The following is a 26,970-nucleotide window of genomic DNA, read 5'->3' on the forward strand; positions in this document are numbered from 1 at the left end:
ATCGGCGGACATGCCCCCTTCTTGATTGTGATTCAGCTCCGCACGAGCGGGAGCGCGTTCTCGAACGCGTTCTTGTCGGACGTGCCGACCAGCGGGTACTCGCCCGAGAAGCAGGCGTCGCAGTGCACTTCGCGCGCCGAGCCGATCGCCTCGTAGACGCCTTCCAGCGACAGGTAGGCGAGCGAATCGGCCCCCAGCTCGGCGGCCACTTCGGCCTCCGTGCGGTTGTGGGCGATCATCTCTTCGCGCGTCGACATGTCGATGCCGTAGTGGCACGGATGCTTGATCGGCGGCGCCGAGATGCGCATGTGCACCTCTGAGGCGCCTGCGTCCCGGAGCATCTGGACGATCTGGCGCGTGGTGTTGCCGCGCACGATCGAGTCGTCCACGACGACGATGCGCTTGCCGGAGACGACCTCGGGCAGCGGGTTGAACTTCAGCCGCAGGCCGTGCTTGCGCAGCTCCTGGCCGGGCTGGATGAAGGTGCGGGCGACGTAGCGGTTCTTGATCAGGCCGTCGTCCTGCGGGAGCCCGGAGGCGCGCGCGAAGCCGCGAGCGGCGGGACCGCCGGAGTCCGGCACCGGGATCACGAGGTCGGCCTCGACCGGCGACTCACGCGCGAGGATCTCGCCCATCCGGCCGCGGGAGACCTGGATGACGCGACCGCCGAGACGGCTGTCCGGGCGAGCGAAGTAGATGTGCTCGAAGACGCACAGGGCGGCGCGCGGCGACTCGACGGCCTGGCGCGTCTGGATGCCCTTCGGGGTGATCGAGACGACCTCGCCGGGCTGCACGTCACGCAGAAACTTCGCGCCGATGATGTCGAAGGCGCAGGACTCCGAGGCGACGGCGTAGGAGTCGCCGATCATGCCCAGCGAGAGCGGGCGCAGGCCGAGCGGGTCGCGGAAGGCGACGACGCGGTCCTTCGTCATCACGACGGTCGAGTAGGCGCCCTCGACGCGCTGGATGACGTCCACGACGGCGTCCTCGATCGTCTCCGCCTCGTGCGTAGAGAGCAGCGCGGCGATGATCTCGGAGTCCGACGTCGAGCGGAACGTGACGCCGGCCTGGCGCAGCTCCGTGTGCAGCTCGACGACGTTGACCAGGTTGCCGTTGTGCGCGAGCGCGACCTCGCGCTTGTCGCTGCGCCAGACGGGCTGGGTGTTCTCCCACGAGTTGGCGCCCGTGGTCGAGTAGCGGACGTGGCCGAGCGCCATGTCGCCCTGGAGCGCGCGCAGCTTGGACTCGTCGAAGACCTGGTTGACGAGGCCCTGGTCGCGCATGGCCATGATGTGGCCGCCCTGCGAAGTGGCGATGCCCGCCGACTCCTGGCCGCGGTGCTGGAGCGCGTAGAGCGCGAAGTACGTCAGTCGGGAGACTTCGCGGCCAGGGGCCACGATGCCGAAGACGCCGCACTCATCACGCGGACCATCGCGGTCATCGAGAAAAGATTCAGAAGGAAGCAACTGGGGTCCGGACGCCGGGGGAAGGACCTTGCCCTCCGAGGCTAGCAACCGGGTCGGCGACTTCACCCTTGAGAGTGATGTGCGGGCGTTAGGCCTACCGGAATGATCGGTCCGGTATGAGCACCCCCTCGCCGTTCCGCCAGGCTCGCCTGGCCGTCGTCGCCCTCCTCGGCGCCTGCATTCCCGCCGCCGTCGCCGCCGCGCCCGCCTCCGCCGCGATCTGGACCGAGGTCCCCACCGGGACCACCCAGAACATCACGGCCGTCGAGTACCAGTCCGCGACGCGCTTCTGGTTCACCACCGCGGCCGGCGCGATCTTCAAGCGCCAGGCCGACGGGACGTTCTCCCAGGTGAAGGCGCCGAGCGGCATCCCGTTCAACGACATCGAGTTCCAGACGGCGGGCAACATCGGCTTCGCCGTGGGCAACGGCGGACAGGTGTGGCGCTCGACGGACGCGGGCGCCACGTGGAACCCGAGTGGCGGGATCGTCGCCTCCAAGGCTTCGAGCTCGTTCGCCGACTGCACCGGCTCCGACCTGCTCGGCGACGTCAACGCCATCCGCTTCGCCGGCGCCTCGCGGGCGTGGCTCTTCGCCCAGGGCTCGCAGATCGCGACGTCGCAGCCCATCGGCGGCCCGACGCAGGTCGGCGGCCCGGGCACGTGGGTCGACGGGAACCGCGACACCAAGGGCACGCCCCAGACGGCCGACGACACGTGCAAGGTCCGGCCGTCCTACGGCGAGGGCTACGCGGACGCGTTCTTCGCGACGCCGGACGTCGGCTACATCGTCGCCTCGTCGTTCTCGGAGGTGTTCTTCACCGCCAACGACCTCGCCTCGGACGCCGCGAAGAAGGCCGGCGGCGCGGGCAACGCGGGCTCCGGCGGGCGCGTGATCGCGGGCGACCCGACCAACCCGAGCCGCATGTGGTCGGTCAACGCGGCGCCGTACGGTCGCTCGACCACCGCCTACACGCGTGACGGCTGGCAGACCAGCGACTGGTTCGAGATCGGCAACGACGCCGTCCGCGAGTTCCCCTCGTCCGGCCCGGCCGACGTCGACTACGCCGGCGGCACCGTCCTCGCCGCGGGTGACGCGGGCCTCGTGCTCAACTCGACCGACGGCGTGACCTTCTTCTACAACGACGCGGCCGGCGCGCTCGCCACGCAGCGCTGGAACGCGGTCGGCCTCGCCAGCGCGACCGACGGCGCGATCGCCGGCGACAACGGCAAGCTCGCGATCACGACCGCCGCGAACAGCCTCCCGCTGCCGCCCGCGGCGCCGGTGCCGACGCCGATCACCACCCCGGGCACCCAGACGCCGACGAAGCCGCTGGACCAGCGCCCGCTCCCGACCTTCACCCTGACCGGCGCGGGCAACGGCGCCAGCGCGAAGGTCAGCGGCGGCAAGGTCAAGGTCGTCATCAAGGGCAAGATCAAGGTCCCGGCCGGCGTGTCCACCAAGACCGCGTGCACCGGCACCGTCCAGATGACGATCAAGAAGGGCAAGAAGCTGCTCACGGCGCGCAACGCGAAGCTCAGCAAGTCCTGCTCCTTCACCAAGACGGTGAGCCTCAGCAAGAGCAAGGTCGGCAGCGCGAAGCAGCTCGCGATCACGGTGCGCTTCCAGGGCAACGCCGCGATCAAGCCCGTGACGAAGAACCTCACGGCGAAGATCAAGCGCTGAAGCACTAGGCTCCAGCGGACACATTTCCGCCCCCGCGCGTGGCCACGTGCGGGGGCTCGTCCGCTCTAAGGAACGGGATATCCATGGCCACCGACGCACCTGTTCAGATCCCTCGTCAGCGCATCTCCGAGCTGATCGAGCGTGAGGAGAAGCAGCTCAACGAGCGCACGCAGCGCTCGGATGAGACGTACAAGCGCGCGCAGGTCCACCTGTCCGGCGGCGTCGCGTCGTCGTACCAGCTGCGGGACCCGTGGCCGATCTACCTCGAGCGCGGGTCCGGCCCGAAGGTCTGGGACGTCGACGGCAACGAGATGTGGGACTTCCACAACGGCTTCGGCTCGATGGTCCAGGGCCACGCGCACCCGGCGATCGGCAAGGCGCTACAGGAGCGCTACGCCTCCGGCACGCACTTCGCGGCGCCGACCGAGGACGCGATCGCGGTCGGTGACGAGCTCGCGCGCCGCTGGGGCCTGCCGAAGTGGCGGTTCACGAACTCGGGCTCCGAGTCGACGATGGACGCGATCCGGATCGCCCGCGGCACCACCGGCCGCGAGACGATCGTGAAGATCTTCGGCTCCTACCACGGCCACCACGACGGCGTGATGGTCTCGATCGGCGTCGAGTACGACCAGATCGGCGACCACGAGAACCTGGCCAGCCTTCCCTACGGCGCAGGCATCCCGCAGGCCGTCGTCGACCTCACGATCCCGGTCCCGTTCAACGACGCGGCCGCGATGGAGCGCCGCATCGAGCGCCTCACGGAGGAGGGCCGCAAGCCCGCCTGCGTGATCATGGAGCCGGCGATGATGAACCTCGGCGTCGTGCTCCCGGAGCCCGGCTACCTCGAGGCCGTCCGCGACATCACGCGCCGCCACGGGATCATCCTGATCTTCGACGAGGTCAAGACGGGCCTGACGATCGCCGCCGGCGGCGCGACGGAGCGCTTCGGCATCACGCCGGACCTCGTGACGCTGGCCAAGGCGCTGGGCGGCGGTACGCCGATCGGCGCGATCGGCGGCACCGAGGAGGCCATGGCCGCCGTCGAGGACGGCTCGGTCTACCAGGTCGGCACCTACAACGGGAACCCGCTCGGCATGGCCGCCACCAAGGCGAACCTGCTCGAGGTGCTCACGCCCGAGGCCTACGCACACCTGGACTCGCTCAACGAGCGCATCCTGGCCGGCTGCGAGGGCGTCATCCGCAAGCACAACCTCCCGGGCTACTCGGTCGGCGTCGGCTCCAAGGGCTGCGTCACGTTCTCGGCCAACAAGATCGTCGACTACGAGACGTTCAAGGCCAACCAGGACAAGGACCTGTCCGAGCTCGCGTGGCTCTACAACATGAACCGCGGCATCTTCATGACGCCCGGCCGCGAGGAGGAGTGGACGCTCTCGGTGACCCACGACGACGCGTCGGTCGACGCGTACGTGCAGGTCTTCGAGGCGATGGCCGACGACCTGATGGCTTGACGGTCGGGGCCGGCGGCTCGCGCCGCCGGCCCCGCCTGAGTCATCCGGTCGCTAGAACACCGGCAGCAGGCAGAGCCCGCCGGTGCTCGGGTCCGCCACCCACTGCTTGGCGGCGACGTTCTTGAGGTAGTCCACCTGCGCCTTGGACATCTTCGGCGCGTTGACCTCCTTCGCGGAGGCCGCGGACGCCCGAGCGCCCTTCTTGAGCTTCAGGATGTCCACGCCGCGCGCGGCGTCGGCGGTGTAGATGTAGCCGCCTTCGTTGTACGACGCCCAGACGTTGCCGCCGTCGGGGCGGAAGTACGCGATCTGGATCGGCTTCGCCGGGTTGGAGATGTCCAGGATGCGCGTGCCCTGGCCGTACCAGCCGTACGTGACGATCGAGCCGTCGACGTCGAAGTAGTGCGCCGAGCAGGAGCCGAGGTTGTACACGGTGCCCTCGTTGTCGGCCGGGGCCCACGAGCCGACGGCCTCCATCCGGAACGGCTTCTCCGGCGTCGAGCGCCAGCCCTCGCCGTTGTAGGAGCCCTTCAGCGACGAGATCGTGAACTTGCCCTCTTCACGGCACGCGTTCGCGCCGGCGCCGAACCACTCCTCGGTGCCGAGCAGGAGCTCGCCCTTGATGTAGCGCCAGTCGGTCAGCGGGGCGCTGAGGCCGATCGGCCGCCACGAGTTGTGCATCCACCCGCCCGCGTTGCCGTCCGGCAGCGGTGAGAGCTGGGAGACGCCCGGGTTGAACTTCTCGCTCGTGGTCTGCGGCGAGAGGCCGCCGCCCGCGTACGGCACCGGGTCGACCGGCGTCGCGCGGCGGAAGCCACGCTGGACCGGGTCCCAGTGGATGCCGTCGGTCCAGTAGCCGCGCGTGCCGCCCAGGCCCGCGACCCACGCCACGCCCAGCTCGTCGACGTCGACGTCGTGCGCGTAGGCGGTGACGCCGTCCTGGCGGAAGAGGTCGACCGGCTTCTGCGGGTAGGAGACCGGGTTCTTCGGGTCGCGCAGGTCGGTCGCGATGATCGGGCGCCCGCCGAGCCAGCCGCCCTGCTCCTGCTTGGTGGTCGGCGCCGGGCCGCCGGTCCAGAGCCACTCGCAGTCGTTCACGCACGACGTCGTGTGGCCCGTCGGCAGCTCCTTGAACGAGAGCAGCTTCAGGTCGGCCGGGTTCTTGGCGTCGACGACGTAGACGCCGGCGATGTTGGTCGCGCCGTTCGGGTCCGAATCACCCGGCGAGCGCGTCGTCGAGCCACGGAACGCGCGCGGGTCACGCGACAGCAGCGCGAGCTTGCGCTTGTCGTCGACGTCCATGTCCTCGTTCTGCCAGAACGTCGACGTCGGGTTCGACGGCGAGTACGGCGGGTCACCCGGGAGCCGCAGCTGCTCGGAGGTGATCTCGTCGAGGAACTTCGGCTTCGCCGGGTCCGACAGGTCGTACGTCTTCAGGCCGAAGCGGCCCGTGACGAGCATGACCGTCTTGCCCTTGTCCTTCGGCTTGCCGAACCAGTCCCACAGCCAGTCGAAGCGACCGTGACCGCGGTCCTTCTTGCCGTATGTCATGAAGTTGATCGCGGTCGCGTTCGCGGCCTCCGGCAGGTTGCCGACCAGCTCCATGTTCTTGATCGCGCCCGGCGGTTGCGCGACCTGCGCCTGCGCCGGTGCCGCCGCGGCCACCGCCATGGCAGCTCCCACTGCCAGCGGTGCCAAAGCCCTGATGCCCCTCACTCAGCCACCCTCCCCAAGGGTCGAAAAAGCGGTACGAGGGCGGCACCCTACATCGGTGAGCGGTAGATGAGAAACGTTCACCGGCCGTTGGTGACAACGGCCGGTGACAGCACCTAATGCAACAGGTCGGCGAGCCCGCCGGTGAAGGCGCGCTCGAGGTCCGCGACCGGGACGCTGATCGCGCCCTCGATGATCAGCGTGTCGCCACCGACCTCGCCGATGACCTTCGCGGCCGCGCCGAACGCGGTGATCGCGTCGGCCGGGCCGGTGACGATGAACGCGCCCGGGCCCTCGCCGAAGAGGTCTTCCAGCCGGCCGATCGTCGCGCCCAACCCGCTGTGGATCGCGGACTCGGCGAGCGTGACGGCGACGCCACCCTCGGCGACGTCGTGCGCGGAGCTCAGCGAGCCCGACCGCACGGCCTGGCGGATCGCGGCGTGCAGGGCCTTCAGCTCGCCGAGATCGGCCTGCGGGAGCGGGCCCTCGACGACCTCGCCGCGGAGCTTGGAGAGCTCCGAAGCGGCATTCGACGGCGCCCACGAGTCGGCGGCCACGATCGCGACCACGTCGCCGGCGTGCTGGAACGCCAGCCGGCCGGACTTGCGCGCGTCCGGCAGCTCGCCGACCAGGCCGACGACCGGCGTCGGGTAGATCGGGCCCGAGGCGCCCTCGTTGTAGAGCGAGACGTTGCCGCCCACGACCGGGATGCCGAACGCCCGGCACGCGTCGCCGAGACCGGCGATGGCCCGCGAGAACTGCCACGCGATGTGCGGCTTCTCCGGGTTGCCGAAGTTCAGGCAGTTCGTGAGGCCGAGCGGCTCCGCGCCGACGCAGGCGAGGTTCGCGCTGCACTCGAGCACGGCCTCGACCGCACCGCGGTACGGGTCGGCGGCCACGCGGCGGCCGTTGCCGTCGATCGACACCGCGATCGCGGGCTTGGGCGCATCGTCGTCCCGCGGCGGGGCGAGCGACGTCAAGCGGTCGCCGTTCGCCGGGTCCGGCAGCAGGAGCACGGCCGCGTCGGCCTGCTCGGGCCGGCGGACCGTGCGCGAGCCGACGAGCGAGTCGTACTGCTCGAACACGGCCTTGCGGGACGCGAGGTTGGCCGAGCCGAGGAGCGCGAGCAGGATCTCGCCCGGGTCCTCGGTGTCGATCCGCTTCGGCGGCGCCGGGTACAGCGGCGTCGTCGGCTCGGCGGGCTCGAGCGTGTACGTCGGGCACTCGTCCACGAGCGCCGTGACCGGCAGGTCGCCGACGAGCTCGTCGCCGTCGAACACGCGCAGCCGGCGGGTGTCGGTGACCTCGCCGATGGCGGTGCCGTTGACCTCCCACTTGGCGCAGACGGCCAGCACCTCGTCGACCCGATCCGGCTCGACGACGCACAGCATGCGCTCCTGCGACTCCGAGATCATGATCTCGAACGGGTGCATGTCCTGCTCGCGCAACGGCACGCGCCGCACGTGCAGATCGAGTCCGACCTCGCCCTTCGCGGCCATCTCGGCGCTCGAGGACGTGATGCCCGCGGCGCCCAGGTCCTGCAGCGCGACCAGCAGCTTGCGGTCCAGCAGCTCCAGCGAGCACTCGAGGAGCTTCTTCTCCTCGAACGGATCGCCGATCTGCACGGTCGGCCGCTTCTCCATGTCGGCGTCGAGCTCGGCGCTCGCGAGCACCGAAGCGCCGCCGATGCCGTCCCGGCCGGTGCGCGCGCCGAACAGCACGACGACGTTGCCGACGCCCGCCGCGGCGGACTTGATCAGCTCGTCCGTCTCGATCAGGCCGACCGCCATCGCGTTGACGAGGCAGTTCTGCTCGTAGGGCTCCTCGAAGTAGATCTCGCCGCCGACGGTGGCGATGCCGATCGAGTTGCCGTAGTGGCCGATGCCGGCGACCGCGTGCTCGAGCAGGTAGCGCGAGCGCGCCGAATCGGCCACCTCGCCGAAGCGCAGGGAGTCCAGGATCGCGATCGGCCGCGCGCCGATGGCGAAGATGTCGCGCAGGATGCCGCCGACGCCGGTCGCGGCGCCCTGGAAGGGCTCGACCGCGCTCGGGTGGTTGTGCGACTCGACCTTGAACGCGCACGACAGGCCGTTGCCCACGTCCACGGCGCCGGCGTTCTCGCCCGGGCCCATGACGAGGCGCGGACCCTCGACCGGCAGCGTCTTCAGCAGCGGCCGCGAGTGCTTGTAGCCGCAGTGCTCGGACCACATCAGCGAGAAGACGGCCAGCTCGACCTCGTTGGGCTCGCGGCCCATCTTCTCGACGATGAGGTCGTACTCGAAGTCGGTGAGCCCGAGCTCGCGATGCTTGCTCATGCCGGGACCGCCGCGGCGGACGCGAACAGCTTCAGGCCGTCCGCGGAGCCCGTCAGCGGGTCGACCGCGTGCTCGGGGTGCGGCATCAGGCCGACCACGTTGCCCGCCTTGTTCGACACGCCCGCGATGTCCCGCACCGAGCCGTTGAAGTTGTGCCCCGCGGCGTAGCGCAGCACGACCTGGCCGTTGGCCTCGAGTTCGTCCAACGTCGCGTCGGACGCGTAGTAGCGACCCGTCGTGTGCTTGGCCGGGATCGACAGCGTGTCGCCGACCGCGGTCGCGTTCGTCCAGGAGGTCGACGCGTTGACGACCTCGAGGTCGACCTGGCGGCAGGTGAACTTCAGCGACGTGTTGGGGAGCAGCGCGCCCGGGAGCAGCCCGGCCTCGCACAGCACCTGGAAGCCGTTGCAGATGCCGAGCACGAGCCCGCCGCCCGCGGCGAAGCGCTCGACCTCGGCCATCACCGGCGCGAAGCGCGCGATCGCGCCGACGCGCAGGTGGTCGCCGTAGGAGAAGCCGCCCGGGACGATGACGGCGTCGACGCCCTTCAGGTCCGGATCGGCATGCCAGAGGATCTCCGCGTCACCCACGCGCGAGGCCGCGAGGTACGCGTCCACCTCGTCGCAGGTGCCGGGGAAGCGAACGACCCCGAACTTCACGACTGGATCTCGTAGTCCTCGATGAGCGGATTCGCCAGCAGCTTCTCGCACATCGCGGGAAGCTGCGACGGGTCTTCCACGTCCAGCTCGACCAGGCGGCCGACGTGCACGTTCGTGACGCCCTCGAAGCCGAGCGCCGGCAGCGCCCGCTCGACGGTCTGCCCCTGGGGGTCCAGGATGCCGGCCTTCGGCCGGATCAGCACGCGGACGCGGCTCATGCGACCCGGTCCAGCCACGCGCCGAAGGGCTCGCCCGACAGCCGCTCGTAGGCCGTCACGTAGCGCTCGCGCGTCTGCGCGACCACGTCGTCCGGGATCGACGGCGCGGGCGGGTTCTTGTCCCAGCCGCTGTTCGTCGCCCAGTCGCGCACGTACTGCTTGTCGAACGAGGGCTGGCCCTGGCCGACCGCGTAGGAGTCCACCGGCCAGAAGCGCGAGGAGTCCGGCGTGCAGACCTCGTCGCCCAGCGTGAGGACGCCATTCTCGTCGAGGCCGAACTCGAACTTGGTGTCGGCGAGAATCACGCCGCGCTCCAGCGCGTACGCGGCGACGGCCTTGTAGACCGCGATCGAGACGTCGCGCACCTGCGCCGCGAGCTCTTCCGAGCCGAGCAGCTTGACCGTCTCGGCGAAGTCGATCGCCTCGTCGTGGCCCTCTTCGGCCTTCGTCGAGGGCGTGTAGAGCGGCTCCGGGAACTGCTCGGACTCCTGCAGGCCCTCGGGCAGGGAGATGCCCGAGATCGCGCCCGTGTTCTTGTAGTCCTTCCAGCCCGAGCCCGTGATGTAGCCGCGGACGATGCACTCGACCGGCAGCATCTTCAGCTTGCGCACGCGCAGGCCGCGGCCGCGGAACTCCGCGGGTACCCCGTCGGTGGCGCTCAGGAAGTGGTTGGGGACGATGTCCTTCGTCAACCCGAACCACAGCACCGAGAGGCCCGTGAGGACCTTCCCCTTGTCGGGGATCGGCGTGGGATGGACGGCGTCGTAGGTCGAGATCCGGTCGGAGGCGACCATGAGCAGGTCGCCACCCAGGTCGTACATGTCCCGGACCTTGCCCGAATGCAGCAGCGGCAGCGTGGTCACGGGCAATCAGCCTACTTCACAGGTCGTAGGGGAACTCGGTGATGATCTCGTAGCCGTCCTCGGTGACGAGCACGAGGTCCTCCAGCCGGCAGCCGCCGAACCCGCGCCGATAGCAGCCCGGCTCCACCGTCACGACCTCACCCGCGAGCAGGTCGTCACCCATCCGGCCCATGAACGGGCGCTCGTGGACCTCGAGCCCGACGCCGTGGCCGAGCCCGTGGAAGTAGCCGTCCTCGAGCACCGTGCCCGGCTCCTTTGTGAGCTGGGTCGGCTGGCCCGCCTCGATGTACGGCTCGGCGGAGCGCTCGAACAGCGCGCGGCCGTTCGCGCCGGCGCGCAGGTCGGCGTACACGCGGCGCAGCGACTCCTGCGTGAGGCGGTGGTACTCGGCCAGCTCCTCCGGCGGCTCGCCGCCGCCCGCGACGAACGTCCGGGTCATGTCGGCGTAGCAGCGGGACGCCTTGTCGCGCGGCCAGATGTCGACGACCACCGGCTCACCGGCGCCGATCAGGCCGGAGCCCGAGTCGTGCCCGCGCGCCGACTGCTCGCCGTGCGAGACGATCGCGTCGTCGGAGAGCTCGCAGCCGTGTTCCTCGCAGACCTTCGCCATCGCGGCGCGGACCTGCTCGGACGTGAGCCCGGCGCGCAGCTCGTGGATGAGGTCGCGCGCGACGCCCATCGCGGCGTCGGCGGCCTTCTGCGCCCGCCGGATGCCCTCCAGCTCGGGCCCGGACTTCACGCGCCGGCGCTGGATGAACTCGTCCTCGTCGACCTTGAGCTCGATCCCGGCGGCGCGGAAGTAGTCCGCCAGGAAGAGCGGGAAGTCCGGCGGCACGAGCGCGGTCTCGATGTCGAGCTTCTGCGCGGCGCGCAGGCAGACCTCGGCCTCGATCGCGAGCCGGTCCCAGCCGTCGGCGATCAGCCCGTCCTGGCCGAGCGCCTGCGGGTCGATCGTCTCGATCCCGTGCGGGGTGACGCTGTGCGCGTCCAGCACGGACACGGTCGCCACGCGGCGACCGTCGTGCTCCAGGTACAGGAACGGGTCGCCGATGCCGGCCGGGATCTCGTGGAAGAGCGTGGCCGACAGCTCGGGGGCGCCGTAGATCAGGACTCCGGGGATGGGATGACCTCCAGCCGCTGCAGGACGGTGGGCACGTGACGGATGTAGTACCGGTAGTCGAAGACCGCGTCCAGGTCCAGGTCGACGCCCTCCTCCGCCTCCAGGAGCTGGCGCAGCGGCGTCTGGGTGTCCCACGCCTGCTGGCCGAGGCGCTGCACGATCCGGTACGCGTCGTCGCGCTGCAGGCCCGACTCGACGAGCGCGAGCAGCACGCGCTGCGAGAACAGCGCGCCCGACGTGATCTCAAGATTCGCGAGCATCCGGTCGGTGTGGACGGTCATGCCGCGCACGATCCGCAGCGCCAGCGCGAGGATCTGGTCGAGCAGGATGGTGCTGTCCGGGAGGATGATCCGCTCGGCGCTGGAGTGCGTGATGTCGCGCTCGTGCCACAGGGCGACGTTCTCGAGCGCCGCCTGTGCGTTGCCGCGCAGCACACGGGCGAGGCCGCAGATGCGCTCGGCGACGACCGGGTTGCGCTTGTGCGGCATCGCGCTCGAGCCCTTCTGGCCCTTGCGGAACGGCTCCTCGACCTCGCGCACCTCGGTGCGCTGCAGGTGGCGGATCTCCTGCGCGAAGCGCTCCAGGCCGGCGCCGGCGAGCGCGATGGCGGAGAGCAGCTCGGCGTGGCGATCACGCGGGACGACCTGCGTGGAGATCGGCTCGGTGATCAGCCCCAGGTTGCCGGCGACGCGCTCCTCGTACTCCGGGCCGAGCGTCGCGAACGTGCCGACGGCACCGGAGATCGCGGCCGTGATCTGGCCGAACGCGCGCTCGAGGCGCTCCGCGTTGCGGTGCGCCTCCATCGCGTAGCCCGCGAGCTTGAGCCCGAACGACGTCGGCTCGGCGTGCACGCCGTGCGTGCGGCCGACGCTCAACGTGTCGGCGTGCTCGCGCGCCTTCTCGGCCAGCTCCCACGCCAGCGCGCGCTGCGCCGGCAGCAGGATCTGTCCCGCCCGCTTGAGCTGCAGCGCGAGCCCCGTGTCGACCACGTCGGACGAGGTGAGCCCGTAGTGGATCCACCGCCCTGCGGGCCCGGCGGACGCCGCGAGGACGTCCACGAACGCCGCCGTGTCGTGGTCGAGGATCTTCTCCCGCTCGTTGATCGCGTCGACCGTGAAGGTCGCGGCGCGGATGGCCTCGAGGTCGGCTTCGGTGGGGCCGTCGGTGAGGGCTTCGGCGGCGGCGACTTCCACGTCGCGCATCGCGCCGAAGCGCGCTTCATCGGTCCAGACGGCCCCGATCTCGGGGCGGGTATAGCGAGCGATCACGCGGCCGATGCTAGGAGATCGCGCGCGGGACCCATAAGAACGGTCGCGCCGTGTCTCCAAATCTGCTTTTCTTGGAAACCTGAAGAGGTTAGATCCAGGATCGGACGTACGTTTCTTGGCGGCGCTCGGCGACCCCGAGCGCTGGCAGATCGTGCTGCGACTCCTCGAGTCGGACGCGACCCAGAAGCAGCTTTCCGCAGAGCTGGGCCTGTCCTCCGCGACGCTGAGCCGTCGGATGAACGAGCTCGAGCTGATGGGCCTCGTCGCGCGCGAGCGCAGCCACAGCCCGTACGTCCTGCTCTTCCGCCAACCGGTCCTGAAGGTCCTGCAGGCCGGTGCCGAGCTCGCGGAAGCCGTGTCGACCCGGCAGGCCACGGTCGACCAGGCGAAGACGAAGGATCTACGGCGGCTGGAGTTCCTGGGGAAGGCCGACGACCAGTTGCGGGAGCGAGACGGATAACCGCTCATGTGGACCGCCGCGATCGGGCCGTACCTGCGTCGCCTCGCCGCGCCGTTGACCCGTGGCTCGCTCGTCGCGTCGCTGGTCGCGGTCGGCGCCGCTCGCCCCGATGCGTCCGGGACCGTGCTCGCGGTGGCCGCTTTGACGTACTCCGCGCGCCATGCGCTGCACATCTGCCTCGGGTACCGGCGCGGAACACCGCGATTGCGCGGGCTGATGCGCGCCGACCTCGCGGTGGCCGGGCTGTTCGACGCCGCGGCGGTCACCGCACTCACGCTTCACGCTGAGCCGGTCGTCGTCGGGGCGGTCGCCGTGCCGACCGCGATCGCGGTCGCGCTCGTCTCCGGGATGACGGCCCGCGTCGCCAGCGCCGAAGGGGTTCCACGCGGGACCGACTGGCTGCTCGCGACGGGCGCGGCCGACTGGGTCCGGGGCTCCCTCAAGGCGTACGACGGTCCCGGAGTGCGCGCGCTCCGGGACGCGCTGACGATCAAGAAGCCGAAGTGGCTCGCCAGCTCGTACGTGCTTGCCCTGCTCTCGGTGCTGTTCAGCATGGCCGTGAGCCAGGCGGCGATGCCCACCGTCGGGGAGCAGCTCGGTTGGCCGACCGGCAGCGCCGGTGCCACGGACCCAACGTCCGACGACGGGCCGCAAGAGCCACCAGCGGACGAGCAGGTCGACGAGCCGTGCCGGGTCGTCCCCGGCACGGGTGCTCCCGAGCCCCACGCCACGCGGCTCTTGGCGTTGTGGCGCGGGAAGCACGGGGTCGGTGACGACATCGGCGGGTGCTCCGTGCCGGCGGTCGAGGCTCCGGCCGGCTCGGGCGTGTGGATCGTGCGCGCCTACTGCGCCGGCCATCTGCAGAGCGTGGCCGTGAGCAGCCCCGACGGACGTGCCGCACTGCTACTGGGCCAGGTCGCCGAGTTCGCCGACGCGCACATCGTGCTCGCCGCTTCCGCCCGCATCTCGAGCAGCACCGGGGACCTGCAGGTCGTGGAGACCACGGAAGGCGTGCACGTCCTGGCGCGCCAGGAGTCCTCGCTCGGGCCGTTGGCCGAAGGCGTCGGCGGAGCGGCCTGCGATCGGACGTTCGACCGTGACTCGCCGTACACGATCGTCCCGCCCGGCCTCATCGGCGCCTGGCGCGTGCTTGTCGCCGGGGCGTGGTCGTGGCCCGAGGACGCCGGCGCGGGCGAGTTCCGCTTCCGCGCCGACCGCCCGAGTCGCGACGTGATCGCGACCGCCACGTGTAGTGCGCTCGACAGCTGCTTCGTGCGGATCGGGACGGACGAGCTGCGCCCCACCGTCGATCCGGTCGTTGCCGCGGCGGCGCTGCTCGAGGCCGCGCCGCCGCCGCTGAGCCCGTGACTAGAGGCTGAGGATGCGAGCCGCGAGCGCGGCCGCGTTCTTCGGGTTGTCCACCCCGACCGTCGCCACCGGGACGCCCGGGGGCATCTGGGCGATCGACAGCAGCGCGTCGAGGCCGCCGGCGACGGTCATCGACGACGTGAGCGGAACGCCGATCACCGGCAGATCGGTGTGCGCGGCGACCACGCCCGGGAGCGCGGCGGCGAGGCCGGCACCCGCGATGATCACCTTCAGCCCGCGCATGCGGGCGTTCTTGGAGTACTCGGCGACGAGGTCGGGGTCGCGATGGGCGGACATGACGCGGATCTCGTTGCGGATCCCGCGCGCGTCCAGCTCCTTCGCGGCCTTCTCCATCACCGGCATGTCGGACTTGGAGCCCATGACGATGCCGACGAGCGGCGCGTCCACCTCCAGGCCGTCCAGTTCGGTTTCCAGCTGCGTCTCGGTGGTCGGCTCAGTCATGCGGCGATATCTCGTCTGTAGGTCTTGCCAGGGAAGTCGATCTTGTCCGCCGCAGCATAGGCAGCGGCTCGGGCGGCCTCGCGATCCTCGCCCAGCGCGGTCACGTTCAGCACGCGCCCGCCGGCGGTGACGATCGCGCCGTCGGACGCCGCCGTGCCCGCGTGGGTGACCTCGGCGTCGGCGTTCTCCAGCCCGCTGATGACGTCCCCGGAGGACGACGTGGCGGGGTAGCCGCGCGAGGCGAGCACGACCGTGACGCATGCGCGCTCGTCCCACTCGAGCTCGACGCCACGCAGGCCGCCGGGCTTGGTGGCGCGGATGAACAGGTCCAGCAGGTCCGTCTTCAGGCGTGGGAGCACGACCTGCGTCTCCGGATCGCCGAAGCGGACGTTGAACTCCAGCGTCGAGGGACCGTCCTCGGTGAGCATGAGGCCCGCGTAGAGGACGCCGTGGAAGGGCGTCCCGCGCTTCTTCAACTCGTCCACGACGGGCTGCAGCACCCGCACGCGGATCTCCTCGAGCAGCTCGGGCGTGGCGCCGTCGACCGGCGAGTACGCGCCCATGCCGCCCGTGTTCGGGCCGGTGTCGCCCTCGCCGATGCGCTTGAAGTCGCGCGCCGGGGCGAGCGGGATCGCGACCTCGCCGTCGCAGAGGGCGAGCACGGACAGCTCGACGCCCTCCAGGAACTCCTCGACCACGACCGGCACCTCGCCGAAGCGCTGCTCGACGAGCATCTCCTCCAGCGCGGCGCGGGCCTCGGCCTCGTCGCCCGCGATCACGACGCCCTTGCCGGCGGCGAGGCCGTCGGCCTTGATCACCGTGGGGTAGCGGGCGATCGCGCCCAGGCCGGCCTCGACGCTGTGGACGACCGTGTAGTCGGCGGTCGGCACGCCCGCGGCGATCATGACCTCCTTGGCGTGCGCCTTGGAGCCCTCGAGCTGCGCGGCGGCCGCGGACGGGCCGAAGACCGGCACCGGGCAGTCGTCCGCGTAACCCGCGACGAGCGGGGCCTCGGGGCCGACCACGACCAGGTCGACCTCGGCGACCTTCGCCGGATCCAGGTAGGGGGCGTCGGCCGCGATCCCGGCGTTGCCGGGCGCGCAGAAGACCTCAGGCGCCTGCGGCGAGCGCTTGAGCGCCCGCACGATGGCGTGTTCGCGGCCTCCGCCGCCAATGACAAGAACCTTCACAGGGCCGCGATGAAATCGTCAATCGGGATCGCTATCAAGGTCTCGTAGCGTCCCGTGCCCCGCGAGCCGAGCTCCAGGGAGATGCGCGCCATGGTCGTGTCGTCGGGCGCTTCGATGACATTCACGAAGTCGAATGACCCCAACGTGGCCCACTGCGCCTTGACCTCCGCCCCCAGCTGCTCGACCTCGCGATTGACCTCGCGGATGCGGCTCGGGTTGTTCTTGACGGTCTGGATTCCCTCTGGTGTGAGTGTCGAGAGCATGATGTAGGTCGGCACAGCGTCCTCCTCGATGGGTTCTGTGAACCTTCTACCGAACCTCCGTCGCCCATGCCGTGTTCATGACGTCGATGTTCCTGCGCGCCACCGTCATCACCACCACCCTGCTCGCCGTGCTGGCCGGGCCCGCCTCGGCGGCCAACCTGACCGAGCCGCTGAACCCCTGCTACGTCGTCGCGAGCGAAGGGCAGCGGCAGAGCGTCGTGGTCAAGGCCGTGGGCTTTTCCCCGTTCAGCAACGTCGACATCTTCGTCGACGAAGTGCTGCAGGACCAGCCGGCGACGCTGTTCGACGGCTCGATCGTCGGCACCGTGCTCGCTCCCTGGCACGAAGCGGGCCAGCGCCCGTTCACCCTGCGCATCTCCGAGCCCACCAAGCCCGCGAACACCGTCGAGGCGACCTCGATGGTCACGCGGCTGTCGGTCGAGCAGTCGCCCTCACGCGCGTCGACGGCCGACCGCGTGCGCTTCCGCGGCCGCGGCTTCACCACGGCGGGCGCCCCCGTCTACGCGCACTACGTCTTCGCCGGCAAGTCGCGCAAGACGGTCAAGCTCGGCGTCCCGCAGGGCCCGTGCGGGACGTTCTCGGTCAAGCGCACGCAGTTCCCGTTCAAGAAGAGCCCGCGCGTCGGCGTGTGGACGATCCAGTTCGACCAGCTCTCGTACTACGACCCGAAGGCCGCAGTACGAGTGCCGTTGACGATCAAGGTCCGGCGGATGCCGAAGGCCTAAGCGGGGGTCGGCTCGGCCTCGCCGACGCGCACGCGGGTGAACCGCAGCGCGCCCTCCTCCGCCTCGACCTCGACGTGGTCGCCGGCCGCGTACTCGTTCTTGAGCAGGCCTAGCGCCATCGGGTCGACCAGGTACTTGGAGATCACGCGCTTGAGCGGGCGCGCGCCGTACGCCGGGTCGTAGCCGAGGTCGCCGAGCAGGTCGCGGGCGGCGTCCGTGAGCTGGACGTCCACGCCGCGCTCGGCCACCCGCACGATCAGGCGCGCGACCTGGAGGTCCACGATCTCGCGCAGCTGCTCACGGGAGAGCGGCGCGAACTCGACGATGTCGTCCAGGCGGTTGATGAACTCCGGCTTGAAGTTGGCCTCCACGCCGGCGCGACCGCCGGGGATGTTGGAGGTCATGATCAGGACGGAGTTCTTGAAGTCGACCGTGCGGCCCTGGCCGTCCGTGAGGCGGCCGTCGTCGAACACCTGCAGCAGGATGTTGAAGACGTCGCTGTGGGCCTTCTCGATCTCGTCGAGCAGGATCACCGAGTACGGGCGCCGGCGCACCGCCTCGGTGAGCTGACCGCCCTCCTCGTAGCCGACGTAGCCGGGAGGCGCACCGACGAGCCGGGCCACGGAGTGCTTCTCCATGTACTCGGACATGTCGATCCGGATCATCGCGTCCTGGGAGTCGAACATGAACTCCGCGAGCGCGCGGGCCAGCTCGGTCTTGCCGACGCCGGTCGGGCCGAGGAACAGGAACGTGCCGATCGGGCGGTCGGGGTCGCTCAGGCCGGCGCGTGAGCGGCGCAGGGCGTCGGACACGGCCGTGACCGCCTCCTCCTGGCCGATGACGCGCTTGTGCAGGCGCTCCTCCATGTGGATGAGCTTCTCCACCTCGCCCTCGACGAGCCGGGACACCGGGATGCCCGTCCACTTGCCGACGACCTCGGCGATCTCGTCCACGTCGACGCGCTCGGACAGGTAGACCGGCGGCTCGTAGCTCTCCTCGGGCCGCGACTCGGCGTCCGCGAGCTTCTGCTCGAGGTCCGGGATCTCGCCGTGGCGCAGCTCGGCGGCGCGCTGGTAGTTGAGCTCGCGCTCGGCACGCTCGAGCTCGCGGCGCGCCTCGTCCAGCCGCTCGCGCAGCTTGCCGTGGCCCTCGGCCTGCTCCTTCTCGCGCTCCCACTGGGCGCGCATGGCGCTGGCCTGCTCACGCAGGTCGCCGAGCTCGCGCTCGATCTCCGCCTTGCGCTCCGCGGCGGTGTCGTCCTTGCCGACGGCGACCATCTCGATCTCGAGCTGCTTGATCCGGCGCTCCACCTCGTCGATCTCGGTGGGGACGGAGGAGAGCTCGATGCTGACGCGGCTGGCGGCCTCGTCGACGAGGTCGATCGCCTTGTCGGGGAGGAAGCGGTCGGCGATGTAGCGGTCCGACAGCGTGGCGGCGGCGATCAGCGCGGCGTCGGTGATGGTGACGCCGTGGTGCGCCTCGTAGCGCTCCTTCAGGCCGCGGAGGATCGCGATCGTGCCCTCCAGCGTCGGCTCGCCGACGTAGATCGGCTGGAAGCGGCGCTCCAGGGCGGCGTCCTTCTCGACGTGCTTCTTGTACTCGTCGAGCGTGGTCGCGCCGACGGCCCGCAGCTCGCCGCGGGCGAGCATCGGCTTGAGCAGCTGGGACGCGTCCACCGCGCCCTCGGCCGCGCCGGCGCCGACGATCGTGTGCAGCTCGTCCATGAACAGGATGATCTGGCCCTCGGCGTCCGCGATCTCCTTCAGGACCGCCTTCAGGCGCTCCTCGAACTCGCCGCGGTACTTGGAGCCGGCGAGCAGCGCGCCGATGTCCAGGCTGATGACCTTGCGGTCCTTCAGGGACTCGGGGATGTCGCCGGAGACGATGCGCTGGGCGAGTCCCTCGGCGATGGCGGTCTTGCCGACGCCGGGCTCGCCGATCAGGACGGGGTTGTTCTTCGTGCGGCGGCTCAGGACCTGGATGACGCGGCGGATCTCGTCGTCGCGGCCGATGACCGGGTCCAGCTTGCCGTCCTCGGCGTCGGCCGTGAGGTCGCGGCCGAACTTCTGCAGCGCCTGGTACTTGTCCTCGGGGCTCTGGTCGGTGACGCGGTGCGGGCCGCGGACCTGTTCGATCGCGCCCTCGAGCGCCTTGTGCGTGGCGCCGTTGCGATTGAGCGACTTGGCGGCCTCGCCGCCCTGCGCGTTGGAGAGCGCGAGCAGGATGTGCTCGGTCGAGATGTACTCGTCGCGGAGCTTGCCGGCCTCGCGCTCGGCGAGGCGCAGGACGTCCATCAGCTCACGGCTGGTGCCGGGCTCCTTGGCGCCGGCGGTGATGGTGGGCAGCCGGTCGAGCGCCTGCTCGACCTCGGCCTTGATCGTCTCGGGGCGCGCGCCCAGCTTGCGCAGGACGGGCACCACGACGGACTCGGGCTGCTCGAGCAGCGCGACGAGCAGGTGCTCAGGCTGCGTCTCGGTGTGGTTGCGGGCGGCGGCGACCGCGATGGCGGCCTGCAGCGCCTCCTGGGACTTGATCGTGAAGCGGTCGGCTTGCATTCGTTCCTAAATCTCAGTCGGTGTGACTGAGATTCTACAGCGCGCCGACCAGGTCATCAACCGCGTGCGCCGGCGACCACGATCATCTCGCACGGGCCGTGGAACCCATCCTCGCGCTCATAGGCGCGCAACGCGGCGGTGATCTCCTCCCAGGCCTCCTCACGCTCCGCCTCGCTGACGCCGGCCAGCATCTGGTGCAGGGCGCCGAACGACTCCCGTTCGAAGCGGACGCATTCGTCGGCGGAGGCCATCCGGACGGGCGACGGGATGCGCACGGCACGCACGTCCACGAAGCCGGCGTCGCGGAGGGCCTGCTCGGCCACACCGGGCGCGCCGAGGCTGAACGGGCCGGGCTGCCCGGGCGCCGGAGCGGGCAGCTGCGCCCGGCGACGGATGATCGAGACGGGGGTCGAGAAGAAGCCGTTGCGGTCGGCGGTCGAGTAGACGATCCCGGCGAGCCGGCCGCCCGGCTTGAGCGCGCGGCGCATGTCGGTGAGCGCCTTGTGCTGGTCGGGGAAGTAGATGAAGCCGACCCGGGAGATGACCGCGTCGAAGGTCTGCTCGGGGACATCGAGGTGCTCGCCGTCGAGGACCTGGGTGTCGATGCTCGTGAGCCCGGCGCGGGACGCCTCGAGCGCGGCGAACTCGAGGATGTTGGCCGAGATGTCGGTGGCGAGGACGTGGGCGCCGCGCCGGGCGGCCGCGAGCGACTGGCCTCCCGCGCCCGCCGCGACGTCGAGGACGCGCGTGCCGGCGTTCACACCGGCCAGGTCGAGCATCGTCGTGGTCGCCTCGCCGAGCCACTCCTCGATCACCGGACCCCATCGGTGCCACGCCTCGGCGGCCTCGTCCCACTGGATCCGGGTGGCGTCTTTGTACGCCTGCGGGTTGAATGTGACGGTCATGGGTGAGACCGTCGCCGGTGCGGCGTCTTCCGAGCGTCTCCCGAGCGTCAATGGGCTCCGCGTCAGCCTGTTCGGCGGAGTCACCGCGTCCCTCGACGGACGCGCGCTGGCACCGCCGCGGTCAGGGGCGGCGTGGGCCTTGCTCGCGTGGCTCGCGCTGCACCCCGGACGGCACCGGCGTGCCGGCGTCGCGGCCGTGTTCTGGCCGGACAGCCTGGACCGCAGCGCGCGGGGGAACCTCCGCACCGCGCTCTGGGCCTTGCGCGGCGTCGTCGGCGACTGCGTCGTCGTCGAGCGCGACCGGATCGGCTTGGACGCCTGGGTGGATGCGCGTGCGTTCGACGCGCTCTGCGCCGCGGGTCGGGAGGTCGACGCGTTGGCGCTGGCGCGTGGCGACCTCCTGGCCGGTTTGGAGGAGGAGTGGGCGCTGCTCGCGCGTGACCAGCACCGCGAGCGCTACTGCGAGCTGGCGGCCGCGACCGGCTCGGTGGCCTGGGCGCGGCGGGCCGCGGCGCTGGACCCGCTCGCCGAAGCGCCGCAGCGGGTGCTCATCGAACGGCTCGCGGCGACGGGCGACGTGCCGGCCGCGCTCGGTGCCCACACACGCTTCGCCGAGCGGCTGCGACGTCAGCTGGGCGTGGCGCCGTCAGCGTCGTTGCGCGCACGGGTGGAGGAGCTGCGCGAAGCGAGCCGTGCACCGGCGCGACCGGCCCGCGACGCCGGCGCGCCCGAGGCCGCGGCGGAAGCACCGGCCGGCGCGGTGCCGCGAGGACGAGCCGGCGAACCGCGCCTGATCGGACGGGCCAGCGAGCTGGAGACGCTGCGGTCGGCGTGGACAGCGGCGGTCGCGGGCCGTGGCGGCGTGGCGATCGTCGAGGGCGAAGCCGGGACCGGGAAGACGCGGCTCGTGGCCGAGCTCCAGCGGGAGGCGCCGCGGGTCGCGTCGGGGGCCGCGCTGCCGTTCGGAGGCGGCGTCCCGCTGAGCCTGTGGGCCGAGCTGCTGCGCGATCTGCTCCGTGACGGGCGACCCCCCGCCGCACTCGTGGGCGAGTGCGCGCGGCTCGTGCCCGAGCTCGGCACCCCGTCGCCCGCGCCTGCCGCCTTCGAGCGCGCGCGGCTTTATGAGGCGGTCGTCGGCGTCGTCGCGTGGGCGTGCGTCCGCTCGCCGCTGCTCCTCGTCCTCGAGGACCTCCATGACGCCGACGCGGCGAGCGTGGAGTTGGCGGGCTACCTGGCGCGACGCCTGGAAACGCTCCCCGCGCTGCTCGTCCTCACGCGCCGCGAGCATCCGCGGGCGCCGAACGTGGACGCTGTCGTGCACGCGCTGCGCAGCCGCGGGCTCCTCACCGCGGAACTTGCACTCAGGCCGCTGCCCGACGACGCGGCCGCGCGGCTTGCGCGGTCCGTGGCCGTGTTGGACGCCGAGCAGGTCGCGTCGGTCGTCGCGGGCGCGGAGGGCAACGCGCTGCTCGCCGTGGAGGGCGCGCGAGCGCTTGCGGCCGGGGAGCGGACCGTCCCGGCGACGCTCCGGGCCGCCGTGCGCGTCACCGCCCGGGGCCTGCCGGCGGAGGTGTGGCGGCTGGTCGAGCTCGCGGCGGCCGCCGGCCGCCCGCTGGACCCCGCGACACTCGCGGCGCTGCCCGTCACCGACGACGCGGCGGTCCGCGCGCTCGACTGCGGCCTGCTCGTCGAGCACGATCACGGCGTCGGTTTCCGCCACGCGCTGCTGCGCGACGCCGTCTATGCGGACCTCCCGGCGCCGCGCCGCGCGTGGGCGCACACCCGCATCGCCGAGGCGCTCGGATCGACGCTCGCGGGTGAGCGCGCTCGCCATCTCCGGCTGGCGGGCCGCGACGAGCTGGCCGTCGCCGAGTTGGTTCGCGCCGCCGCGGCGGCACGGGGGATGGCGGCGCTCGCCGAAGCGGAGGCCTTCCTCACCGAGGCGGTCGAGATCGTCCCGCGGGACGCATCGCTCCTGCTGGAGCTGGCGGAGGTGCAGGCGTGGGCGGGCCGCGGCGACCGGGCACTCGCGTCGCTGGAGCGCGCGCTCGCGGCCACGGCTCCCGACCAGCAAGCCGGGGCCCATCTGCGCGCGGGCGCGTGGCTGCGCGGTGCTGTGTGCGACCCACGCGCGGCGCTCACGCACTATCGCGCGGCGCTCGACGCCGGTGGCGATCGAGCCGCGGCGCTCGCGGGCAGCGCGTGGTGCGTCGCGGTCGCCGGTGACCCGGCACAGGTCGAGACGCTGCTGGCCGAGGTCGCCGAGCTCGCCGACGAGCGGGTCGCGCACGACATCGAGAGCGCTCGAGGGCTCGCGCTGCTCCGGCGCGGGCATTTCGCCGAGGCGGTGGAACCCTTGCTGGCCGGGGCGGAGCTGGCGGCGGAGCGGCCGGATCTCGCCTACACGTCATGGGTCAACGCCACCGTCGCGGCGTCGGCCTCGGGCGACTTCGAGCGGGCGCTGGAGATCAGCTCACGGGCGCTGACGGTGGTGGGACGCTTCAACCTCGTCGGTCTCGCGTTGCAGCTGCACGCCGCGCGAGGCCATCTGTTGAGCCGCCTCGGCCGCCACGCGGAGGGTCTGGCCGCGATGGCCGAGCAGGCGCGGCTCGCCGACCGGCTCGACGACCCCGCGCTCCGGGCGCTCGCCGACAATGACGCGGGCCTCGCGCGGCTTGCGGCAGGGGACTTCGCCGGCGCCGAGGCCTGTCTGGCTCGCGCGCTCGACGGTGCCGGGGCGATCAGCCGGCCGCTGGCGCGACTTGCCCGAGCGGAGGCGCTTGCCGCGCTCGGCCGCGCGGACGAGGCCGACGCGGAGCTGCGGGCGACGGTCGTCGAGCCGGTCGGGACCGCCGACGCGGCGGCGATGCTCGCGCCGCGCTTCGCCCGCGTGCAAGGGCTCGTCGCGGCCGCCCGCGGTGACAGCGCGGAAGCTGAGCGGCGGCTGCGCGAGGCACTCGCCGGGTGGGACCGGCGCGTCGGGCTGACGGAGGTCGGGCGTGCGTGGGTGGCGAGCATCGTGGACCTCGGGCGCCCGCCCGTGGTGGGCTTGATCGAGCCGGAACGCGAGCGGGCGCGCCTGCTGGCAGAGTTGGCGGCGCTGTGAGGCGCTTCACCGACGAGATCTTCGCGGCCGCGCCGATCGAGGAGCTGTGGAAGCTCGTCGTCGACCCGTCGCGGTACCCCGAGTGGTGGTCGGGGATCGCGTCGGTGCGGCCCGGCGGCGCGGCCGACGAGTTCGCGCTCTTCCACCCGGAAGAGCCGGAGCTCCCGTGGCCGCAGCGCCTGGAGGCGCATGACGGACAGGTGCTGATCTCGTGCCTGACGAGCGCGATCCGCTACGCGTGGAGACTCACGTCTGAGGACGGTGGCACGCGCGTGGCCGTGGATGTCGAGATCCCCGACGACTGGGCGGAGCACGAGGCGTCGCAGCGCGCCCTGATCGGCGCCTCGCTCCCGCGGCTGGTGGCGGTCGCTACGGGTTGACCTCGTCGCCGCTCTGGGCGTCGAGGAGGATGATCGCGCCGGCGGGGCACGCCCGCGCCGCTTGCCGGAGCTGGTCGTCCGTGCCGGGTGCTTGCTGCTCGGCCACGTCTCCCTCGAGGATGAACACGGTCGGCGCGACGTGGACGCAATCGCCGTGGCCGAGGCAGGCGGCGTCGTCGATCTGGGCGATGAGGGTCATGCGGCTTCCTTCAGGTCGCGCCGTGCCTTGCGCACGGCTTCGGGTTGGTTGAGCAGCACGACGGCGGCGAGGCGGCCGTCGCGGTTGTAGGTCAGGTCGCCGTTGGGCGTCGCGCCGCACGGGTCGCCGACGCGCTGGATGCGGACGCCGTGCTGGTCGGACCAGACGAGCGGCGGCTGCTCGGGCTTGGGTTGCACGCCGAGCATGCGTCGCGCGGCGTTCGCGCCCTGCGTGACGGCCGCCTCCCAGTGGGCGCTGCCGGTGACGTCGCCGGCGTGGAAGACGTTCGGGCCGGTCGTCGTCCAGCCGGGTCTGACGCCGATGGCGACGAGGATCGTGTCGGCGTTCAGCGGGCCCGGGCGTTGTCCTAGGCGGAGCTCGACCCCGTTAGCTTCGTGGAGCCGTCGCAGGTGCTCGCCCCCGCCCGGTCACATCAGGGCGTCGAACGGGCGCTCGGCCGCGTCGATCAGCGTGGTCCGGACGCCGCGGGCGACGGCCGCCGACGCGACCTCCTGCCCGATCAGCCCCGCGCCGATGATCGCGAGGTGGCGTGTGGTGGCGAGCGCCTCGTCGAGCGCGATCGCGTCTTCCCGCGTGCGGAGGGTGTGCGCGTGCGGGAGGGCCTCGAGCGCGACCGGGGTCGCGCCGGTGGCGATCAGCGCGCGGTCGTACTCGAGGCCGTCGAGGGACTCGATCCGCTGGTGGCGGAAGTCGACGTCGTGGTCGCGGTACCAGACGTCCGGGCGCAGCTGGACGGTGGGTCGCTCGCCCTTGAGGAACGCCTTCGAGAGCGGCGGCCGGTCGTACGGCGGGTGCGGCTCGTCGCCGTACATCGCGATCGGGCCGTCGTGGCCGAGCGCGCGCAGGGTCTCGGCGCAGCGCTGGGCGGCGAGGCCCGCGCCGACGAGGACGATCTTCATGCCTTGGCTCCCTTGAGACGAGGTTTCTTGGCCAGGCGGGCGAGCAGGAGCGCGGCGGCCGGGACGGCGGTGGCGAGCATGAACGCGCGCAGCCAGCTCGATTGCGCGTCGGTGCCCGCGCCGAGCGTATGGATCAGGCCGAGCACGTAGACGAGCGGGGTCGCCCGGTGCAGCTTGCGCCAGCGCTTGCCGCCGATCCGGCGGCGGGCGTAGAAGGACAGGCCGAGGGCGGCCGCCAGGTAGCCGGCGATGATCCCCAGGCCGACGTAGACCGGCTTGAAGTCGATCACGAACGGGATCGCGATGCCGGTGATGCCGGGCTTGAGGAAGCCGTCGCCGAGCAGCGCGAGGCCGTGGACGGCGATCGCGATCAGCGACGCGAGCGCCGTCTGCTCGTGGATGGCGACGAGGGCTCTTCTGCGCGGCGGGGGTCCGCCGAGGCCGGCGGCGAGGGTGAGGCCGATCAGCACGGACGTCGCGACGAGCAGGAGCGCGACCACGCCCGCGGAGCGGCTGACGAGCCAGAGCTCGTGGCCTTCGGTCATGCGTGGATCACCGTGCCGTCGTCGAGGACGAAGAGCCCGCCGTGGCGGCGGAGCCATCTGTGGGCGTGGTCGGGTCCGCTGAGCAGCGCGGCCTTGGCGAGCGTGTCGGCCTCCGTCGCGGTCGGGGCGAGGGCGGTGGCGCCGATGACGCCCGTCCAGGCGGGGCGTTGCGTGGCGGGGTCGAGCAGGTGGTGGCGCGGCGTGCCGTCGGGCGCGCGCCACAGGCGGCGGTCGATGCCGGACGTCGCGACCGCCTGATCGTGGAGTTGCAGGGTCTCGATCGGCTCCTGCGTGAGCGGGTGGCGGACGGTGACGGCGAACGCGCCGGAGACGCGGAGGTCGCCGCCACAGTCGATCGCCCAGCGACCGCCGTTGAGCCGGAGCGCGAGCATGTCGATCGCGAGGCCCTTGCCGATCCCGCCCGTGTCGAGCTTGGTGCCGGGCGGCCGGCGGACCGAGTGGTCGGTGACCTCGACGCGGGTCCACGCGCTGCCGGGCGTGGCAGGGGCGCGCGGGGGTGCGTGGTTGAGCGCTTCGGTCAACGGCAGCTCGGGCTCGCGGCGGGTGCGGTCGTAGCCGTTGGCCTCGAGCGCCGGCGTGAGCGTGGGGTCGACGAGCCCGTCCGTGAGCTCCGCCGCCATCAGCCCGGCCGAGATCGCGCCTCTGAGGAGGGCGGACGCGTCGACTTCTGCGTGCGGGCTCGCGTTGAGCGCGGACAGCTCGCTGTCGGGCCGGAACCGCGACAGCGCGGCGTCGAAGTCGTGCAGGAACTCCTGGCACGCGAGCGCCGTGGCCTCGTCGGCGACGACCAACCGGACCGTCGTGCCCATGCAGTCGAAGGTCACGTCGGTCATGACGACCGCGTCTCGAGCGGAGCGGGCGCGGGTGCCGCCGGAGCAGGAGCCGGAGCCGCGGGCGCGGGCGCTGGGGTTGACGGCGCGGGCGCGGCCGGCGTGCTCGTCTGCGCGCTCGGCGCAGGCGCGCTGGTCGCGCCCCGGTGCGGCCGGTGCTCGACGATCCGCGTCACGATCACGCGCCGGATGGCCGAGCTCGAGCTGGGCGTCGCGCTGCCCGCTCCGCCCGTGTTCGTCGCGC

Annotated in this window: 25 protein-coding genes; 7 read left to right on the top strand and 18 right to left on the bottom strand. The window is 71.8% G+C overall.

Annotated features, from left to right (window positions below; genetic code table 11):
* Positions 1 to 32: 32 nt before the first annotated feature.
* Positions 33 to 1,466 carry an amidophosphoribosyltransferase gene (gene purF / locus OJ997_RS05290; protein ID WP_270023999.1) on the bottom strand — a complete coding sequence of 478 codons (1,434 nt, stop codon included), beginning with the start codon at positions 1,464 to 1,466 and terminating at the stop codon, positions 33 to 35.
* Between the two features lie 116 nt (positions 1,467 to 1,582).
* Between purF and OJ997_RS05295 the strand changes: the two genes are divergently transcribed.
* Both OJ997_RS05295 and OJ997_RS05300 read left to right on the top strand, forming a co-directional pair.
* Positions 1,583 to 3,151 (top strand): beta propeller repeat protein, encoded by a 1,569-nt coding sequence (locus tag OJ997_RS05295; RefSeq protein ID WP_270024000.1) that lies wholly within the window; start codon positions 1,583 to 1,585, stop codon positions 3,149 to 3,151.
* An 83-nt stretch (positions 3,152 to 3,234) separates the two neighbouring features.
* Complete coding sequence (locus OJ997_RS05300) at positions 3,235 to 4,620, top strand: aspartate aminotransferase family protein (protein ID WP_270024001.1); 1,386 nt, start codon at positions 3,235 to 3,237, stop codon at positions 4,618 to 4,620.
* A gap of 51 nt (positions 4,621 to 4,671) precedes the next feature.
* Here OJ997_RS05300 and OJ997_RS05305 read toward each other — a convergent pair whose 3' ends face one another.
* From OJ997_RS05305 to purB, 7 genes are all read right to left on the bottom strand, one after another.
* Positions 4,672 to 6,291, bottom strand: coding sequence for an LVIVD repeat-containing protein (locus OJ997_RS05305; RefSeq protein WP_270024002.1), 1,620 nt, complete (start codon positions 6,289 to 6,291; stop codon positions 4,672 to 4,674).
* A 158-nt stretch (positions 6,292 to 6,449) separates the two neighbouring features.
* Positions 6,450 to 8,648, bottom strand: coding sequence for a phosphoribosylformylglycinamidine synthase subunit PurL (gene purL / locus OJ997_RS05310; protein ID WP_270024003.1), 2,199 nt, complete (start codon positions 8,646 to 8,648; stop codon positions 6,450 to 6,452).
* Positions 8,645 to 9,307 (bottom strand): phosphoribosylformylglycinamidine synthase subunit PurQ, encoded by a 663-nt coding sequence (gene purQ / locus OJ997_RS05315; RefSeq protein WP_270024004.1) that lies wholly within the window; start codon positions 9,305 to 9,307, stop codon positions 8,645 to 8,647. Before purQ ends, purL begins: the two co-directional genes overlap by 4 nt.
* Entirely contained in the window at positions 9,304 to 9,525 is a 222-nt protein-coding gene (purS, locus tag OJ997_RS05320) for a phosphoribosylformylglycinamidine synthase subunit PurS (RefSeq protein WP_270024005.1), read from the bottom strand. The genes purQ and purS overlap by 4 nt, the downstream gene beginning before the upstream one ends.
* On the bottom strand, positions 9,522 to 10,379 hold the full coding sequence (locus OJ997_RS05325) for a phosphoribosylaminoimidazolesuccinocarboxamide synthase (RefSeq protein ID WP_372517868.1): 858 nt from the start codon (positions 10,377 to 10,379) through the stop codon (positions 9,522 to 9,524). The genes purS and OJ997_RS05325 overlap by 4 nt, the downstream gene beginning before the upstream one ends.
* A gap of 25 nt (positions 10,380 to 10,404) precedes the next feature.
* Positions 10,405 to 11,397 (bottom strand): M24 family metallopeptidase, encoded by a 993-nt coding sequence (locus OJ997_RS05330; RefSeq protein WP_270024007.1) that lies wholly within the window; start codon positions 11,395 to 11,397, stop codon positions 10,405 to 10,407.
* Positions 11,398 to 11,492: 95 nt separating this feature from the next.
* A complete protein-coding gene (purB, locus tag OJ997_RS05335) occupies positions 11,493 to 12,776 on the bottom strand; it encodes an adenylosuccinate lyase (RefSeq protein ID WP_270024008.1) in 1,284 nt (427 codons plus the stop codon).
* A gap of 115 nt (positions 12,777 to 12,891) precedes the next feature.
* On the opposite strand from purB, the gene OJ997_RS05340 reads away from it, so the two are divergent.
* Both OJ997_RS05340 and OJ997_RS05345 read left to right on the top strand, forming a co-directional pair.
* Positions 12,892 to 13,236: a winged helix-turn-helix domain-containing protein gene (locus tag OJ997_RS05340; protein WP_270024009.1), complete on the top strand. Its 345-nt coding sequence runs from the start codon at positions 12,892 to 12,894 to the stop codon at positions 13,234 to 13,236.
* A 6-nt stretch (positions 13,237 to 13,242) separates the two neighbouring features.
* Positions 13,243 to 14,604 carry a hypothetical protein gene (locus OJ997_RS05345; RefSeq protein WP_270024010.1) on the top strand — a complete coding sequence of 454 codons (1,362 nt, stop codon included), beginning with the start codon at positions 13,243 to 13,245 and terminating at the stop codon, positions 14,602 to 14,604.
* On the opposite strand, the gene purE is transcribed toward OJ997_RS05345, so the two are convergent.
* The 3 genes from purE to OJ997_RS05360 all read right to left on the bottom strand — a co-directional run bounded on the left by purE (position 14,605) and on the right by OJ997_RS05360 (position 16,534).
* Positions 14,605 to 14,985: a 5-(carboxyamino)imidazole ribonucleotide mutase gene (purE, locus tag OJ997_RS05350; RefSeq protein WP_372517869.1), complete on the bottom strand. Its 381-nt coding sequence runs from the start codon at positions 14,983 to 14,985 to the stop codon at positions 14,605 to 14,607.
* 77 nt (positions 14,986 to 15,062) lie between these two features.
* Complete coding sequence (purD, locus tag OJ997_RS05355; RefSeq protein ID WP_270024013.1) at positions 15,063 to 16,256, bottom strand: phosphoribosylamine--glycine ligase; 1,194 nt, start codon at positions 16,254 to 16,256, stop codon at positions 15,063 to 15,065.
* Entirely contained in the window at positions 16,253 to 16,534 is a 282-nt protein-coding gene (locus OJ997_RS05360) for a GYD domain-containing protein (RefSeq protein ID WP_270024014.1), read from the bottom strand. The genes purD and OJ997_RS05360 overlap by 4 nt, the downstream gene beginning before the upstream one ends.
* 62 nt (positions 16,535 to 16,596) lie before the next feature.
* Here OJ997_RS05360 and OJ997_RS05365 point away from each other — a divergent pair, with 62 nt between their 5' ends.
* Positions 16,597 to 17,265 carry a hypothetical protein gene (locus OJ997_RS05365; protein ID WP_270024015.1) on the top strand — a complete coding sequence of 223 codons (669 nt, stop codon included), beginning with the start codon at positions 16,597 to 16,599 and terminating at the stop codon, positions 17,263 to 17,265.
* Here the strand turns inward: OJ997_RS05365 and clpB are convergent.
* A complete protein-coding gene (gene clpB, locus OJ997_RS05370) occupies positions 17,262 to 19,820 on the bottom strand; it encodes an ATP-dependent chaperone ClpB (RefSeq protein ID WP_270024016.1) in 2,559 nt (852 codons plus the stop codon). The two genes, OJ997_RS05365 and clpB, sit on opposite strands and share 4 nt — an antisense overlap.
* A 56-nt stretch (positions 19,821 to 19,876) precedes the next feature.
* Positions 19,877 to 20,725, bottom strand: coding sequence for a class I SAM-dependent methyltransferase (locus tag OJ997_RS05375; RefSeq protein WP_270024017.1), 849 nt, complete (start codon positions 20,723 to 20,725; stop codon positions 19,877 to 19,879).
* On the opposite strand from OJ997_RS05375, the gene OJ997_RS05380 reads away from it, so the two are divergent.
* Together OJ997_RS05380 and OJ997_RS05385 are read left to right on the top strand one after the other, a co-directional pair.
* Positions 20,724 to 23,831: an ATP-binding protein gene (locus tag OJ997_RS05380; protein WP_270024018.1), complete on the top strand. Its 3,108-nt coding sequence runs from the start codon at positions 20,724 to 20,726 to the stop codon at positions 23,829 to 23,831. The genes OJ997_RS05375 and OJ997_RS05380 overlap by 2 nt on opposite strands.
* Positions 23,828 to 24,211 (top strand): SRPBCC family protein, encoded by a 384-nt coding sequence (locus tag OJ997_RS05385; protein WP_270024020.1) that lies wholly within the window; start codon positions 23,828 to 23,830, stop codon positions 24,209 to 24,211. Before OJ997_RS05380 ends, OJ997_RS05385 begins: the two co-directional genes overlap by 4 nt.
* On the opposite strand, the gene OJ997_RS05390 is transcribed toward OJ997_RS05385, so the two are convergent.
* From OJ997_RS05390 to OJ997_RS05410, 5 genes are all read right to left on the bottom strand, one after another.
* Positions 24,201 to 24,410, bottom strand: coding sequence for a ferredoxin (locus OJ997_RS05390; RefSeq protein WP_270024021.1), 210 nt, complete (start codon positions 24,408 to 24,410; stop codon positions 24,201 to 24,203). The genes OJ997_RS05385 and OJ997_RS05390 overlap by 11 nt on opposite strands.
* Entirely contained in the window at positions 24,407 to 24,616 is a 210-nt protein-coding gene (locus OJ997_RS05395) for an oxidoreductase C-terminal domain-containing protein (RefSeq protein WP_270024022.1), read from the bottom strand. The genes OJ997_RS05390 and OJ997_RS05395 overlap by 4 nt, the downstream gene beginning before the upstream one ends.
* Before the next feature lie 222 nt (positions 24,617 to 24,838).
* Entirely contained in the window at positions 24,839 to 25,330 is a 492-nt protein-coding gene (locus OJ997_RS05400) for an FAD-dependent oxidoreductase (protein ID WP_270024023.1), read from the bottom strand.
* Entirely contained in the window at positions 25,327 to 25,875 is a 549-nt protein-coding gene (locus OJ997_RS05405) for a ferric reductase-like transmembrane domain-containing protein (protein WP_270024024.1), read from the bottom strand. The genes OJ997_RS05400 and OJ997_RS05405 overlap by 4 nt, the downstream gene beginning before the upstream one ends.
* The gene (locus tag OJ997_RS05410; protein WP_270024025.1) at positions 25,872 to 26,729 is read right to left on the bottom strand and encodes an FAD:protein FMN transferase; all 858 of its coding nucleotides are present in this window, start codon (positions 26,727 to 26,729) and stop codon (positions 25,872 to 25,874) included. Before OJ997_RS05410 ends, OJ997_RS05405 begins: the two co-directional genes overlap by 4 nt.
* Positions 26,730 to 26,970 lie beyond the last annotated feature (241 nt).

The organism is Solirubrobacter phytolaccae (assembly GCF_027587195.1).
In the GTDB taxonomy this organism is placed as follows: domain Bacteria; phylum Actinomycetota; class Thermoleophilia; order Solirubrobacterales; family Solirubrobacteraceae; genus Solirubrobacter; species Solirubrobacter phytolaccae.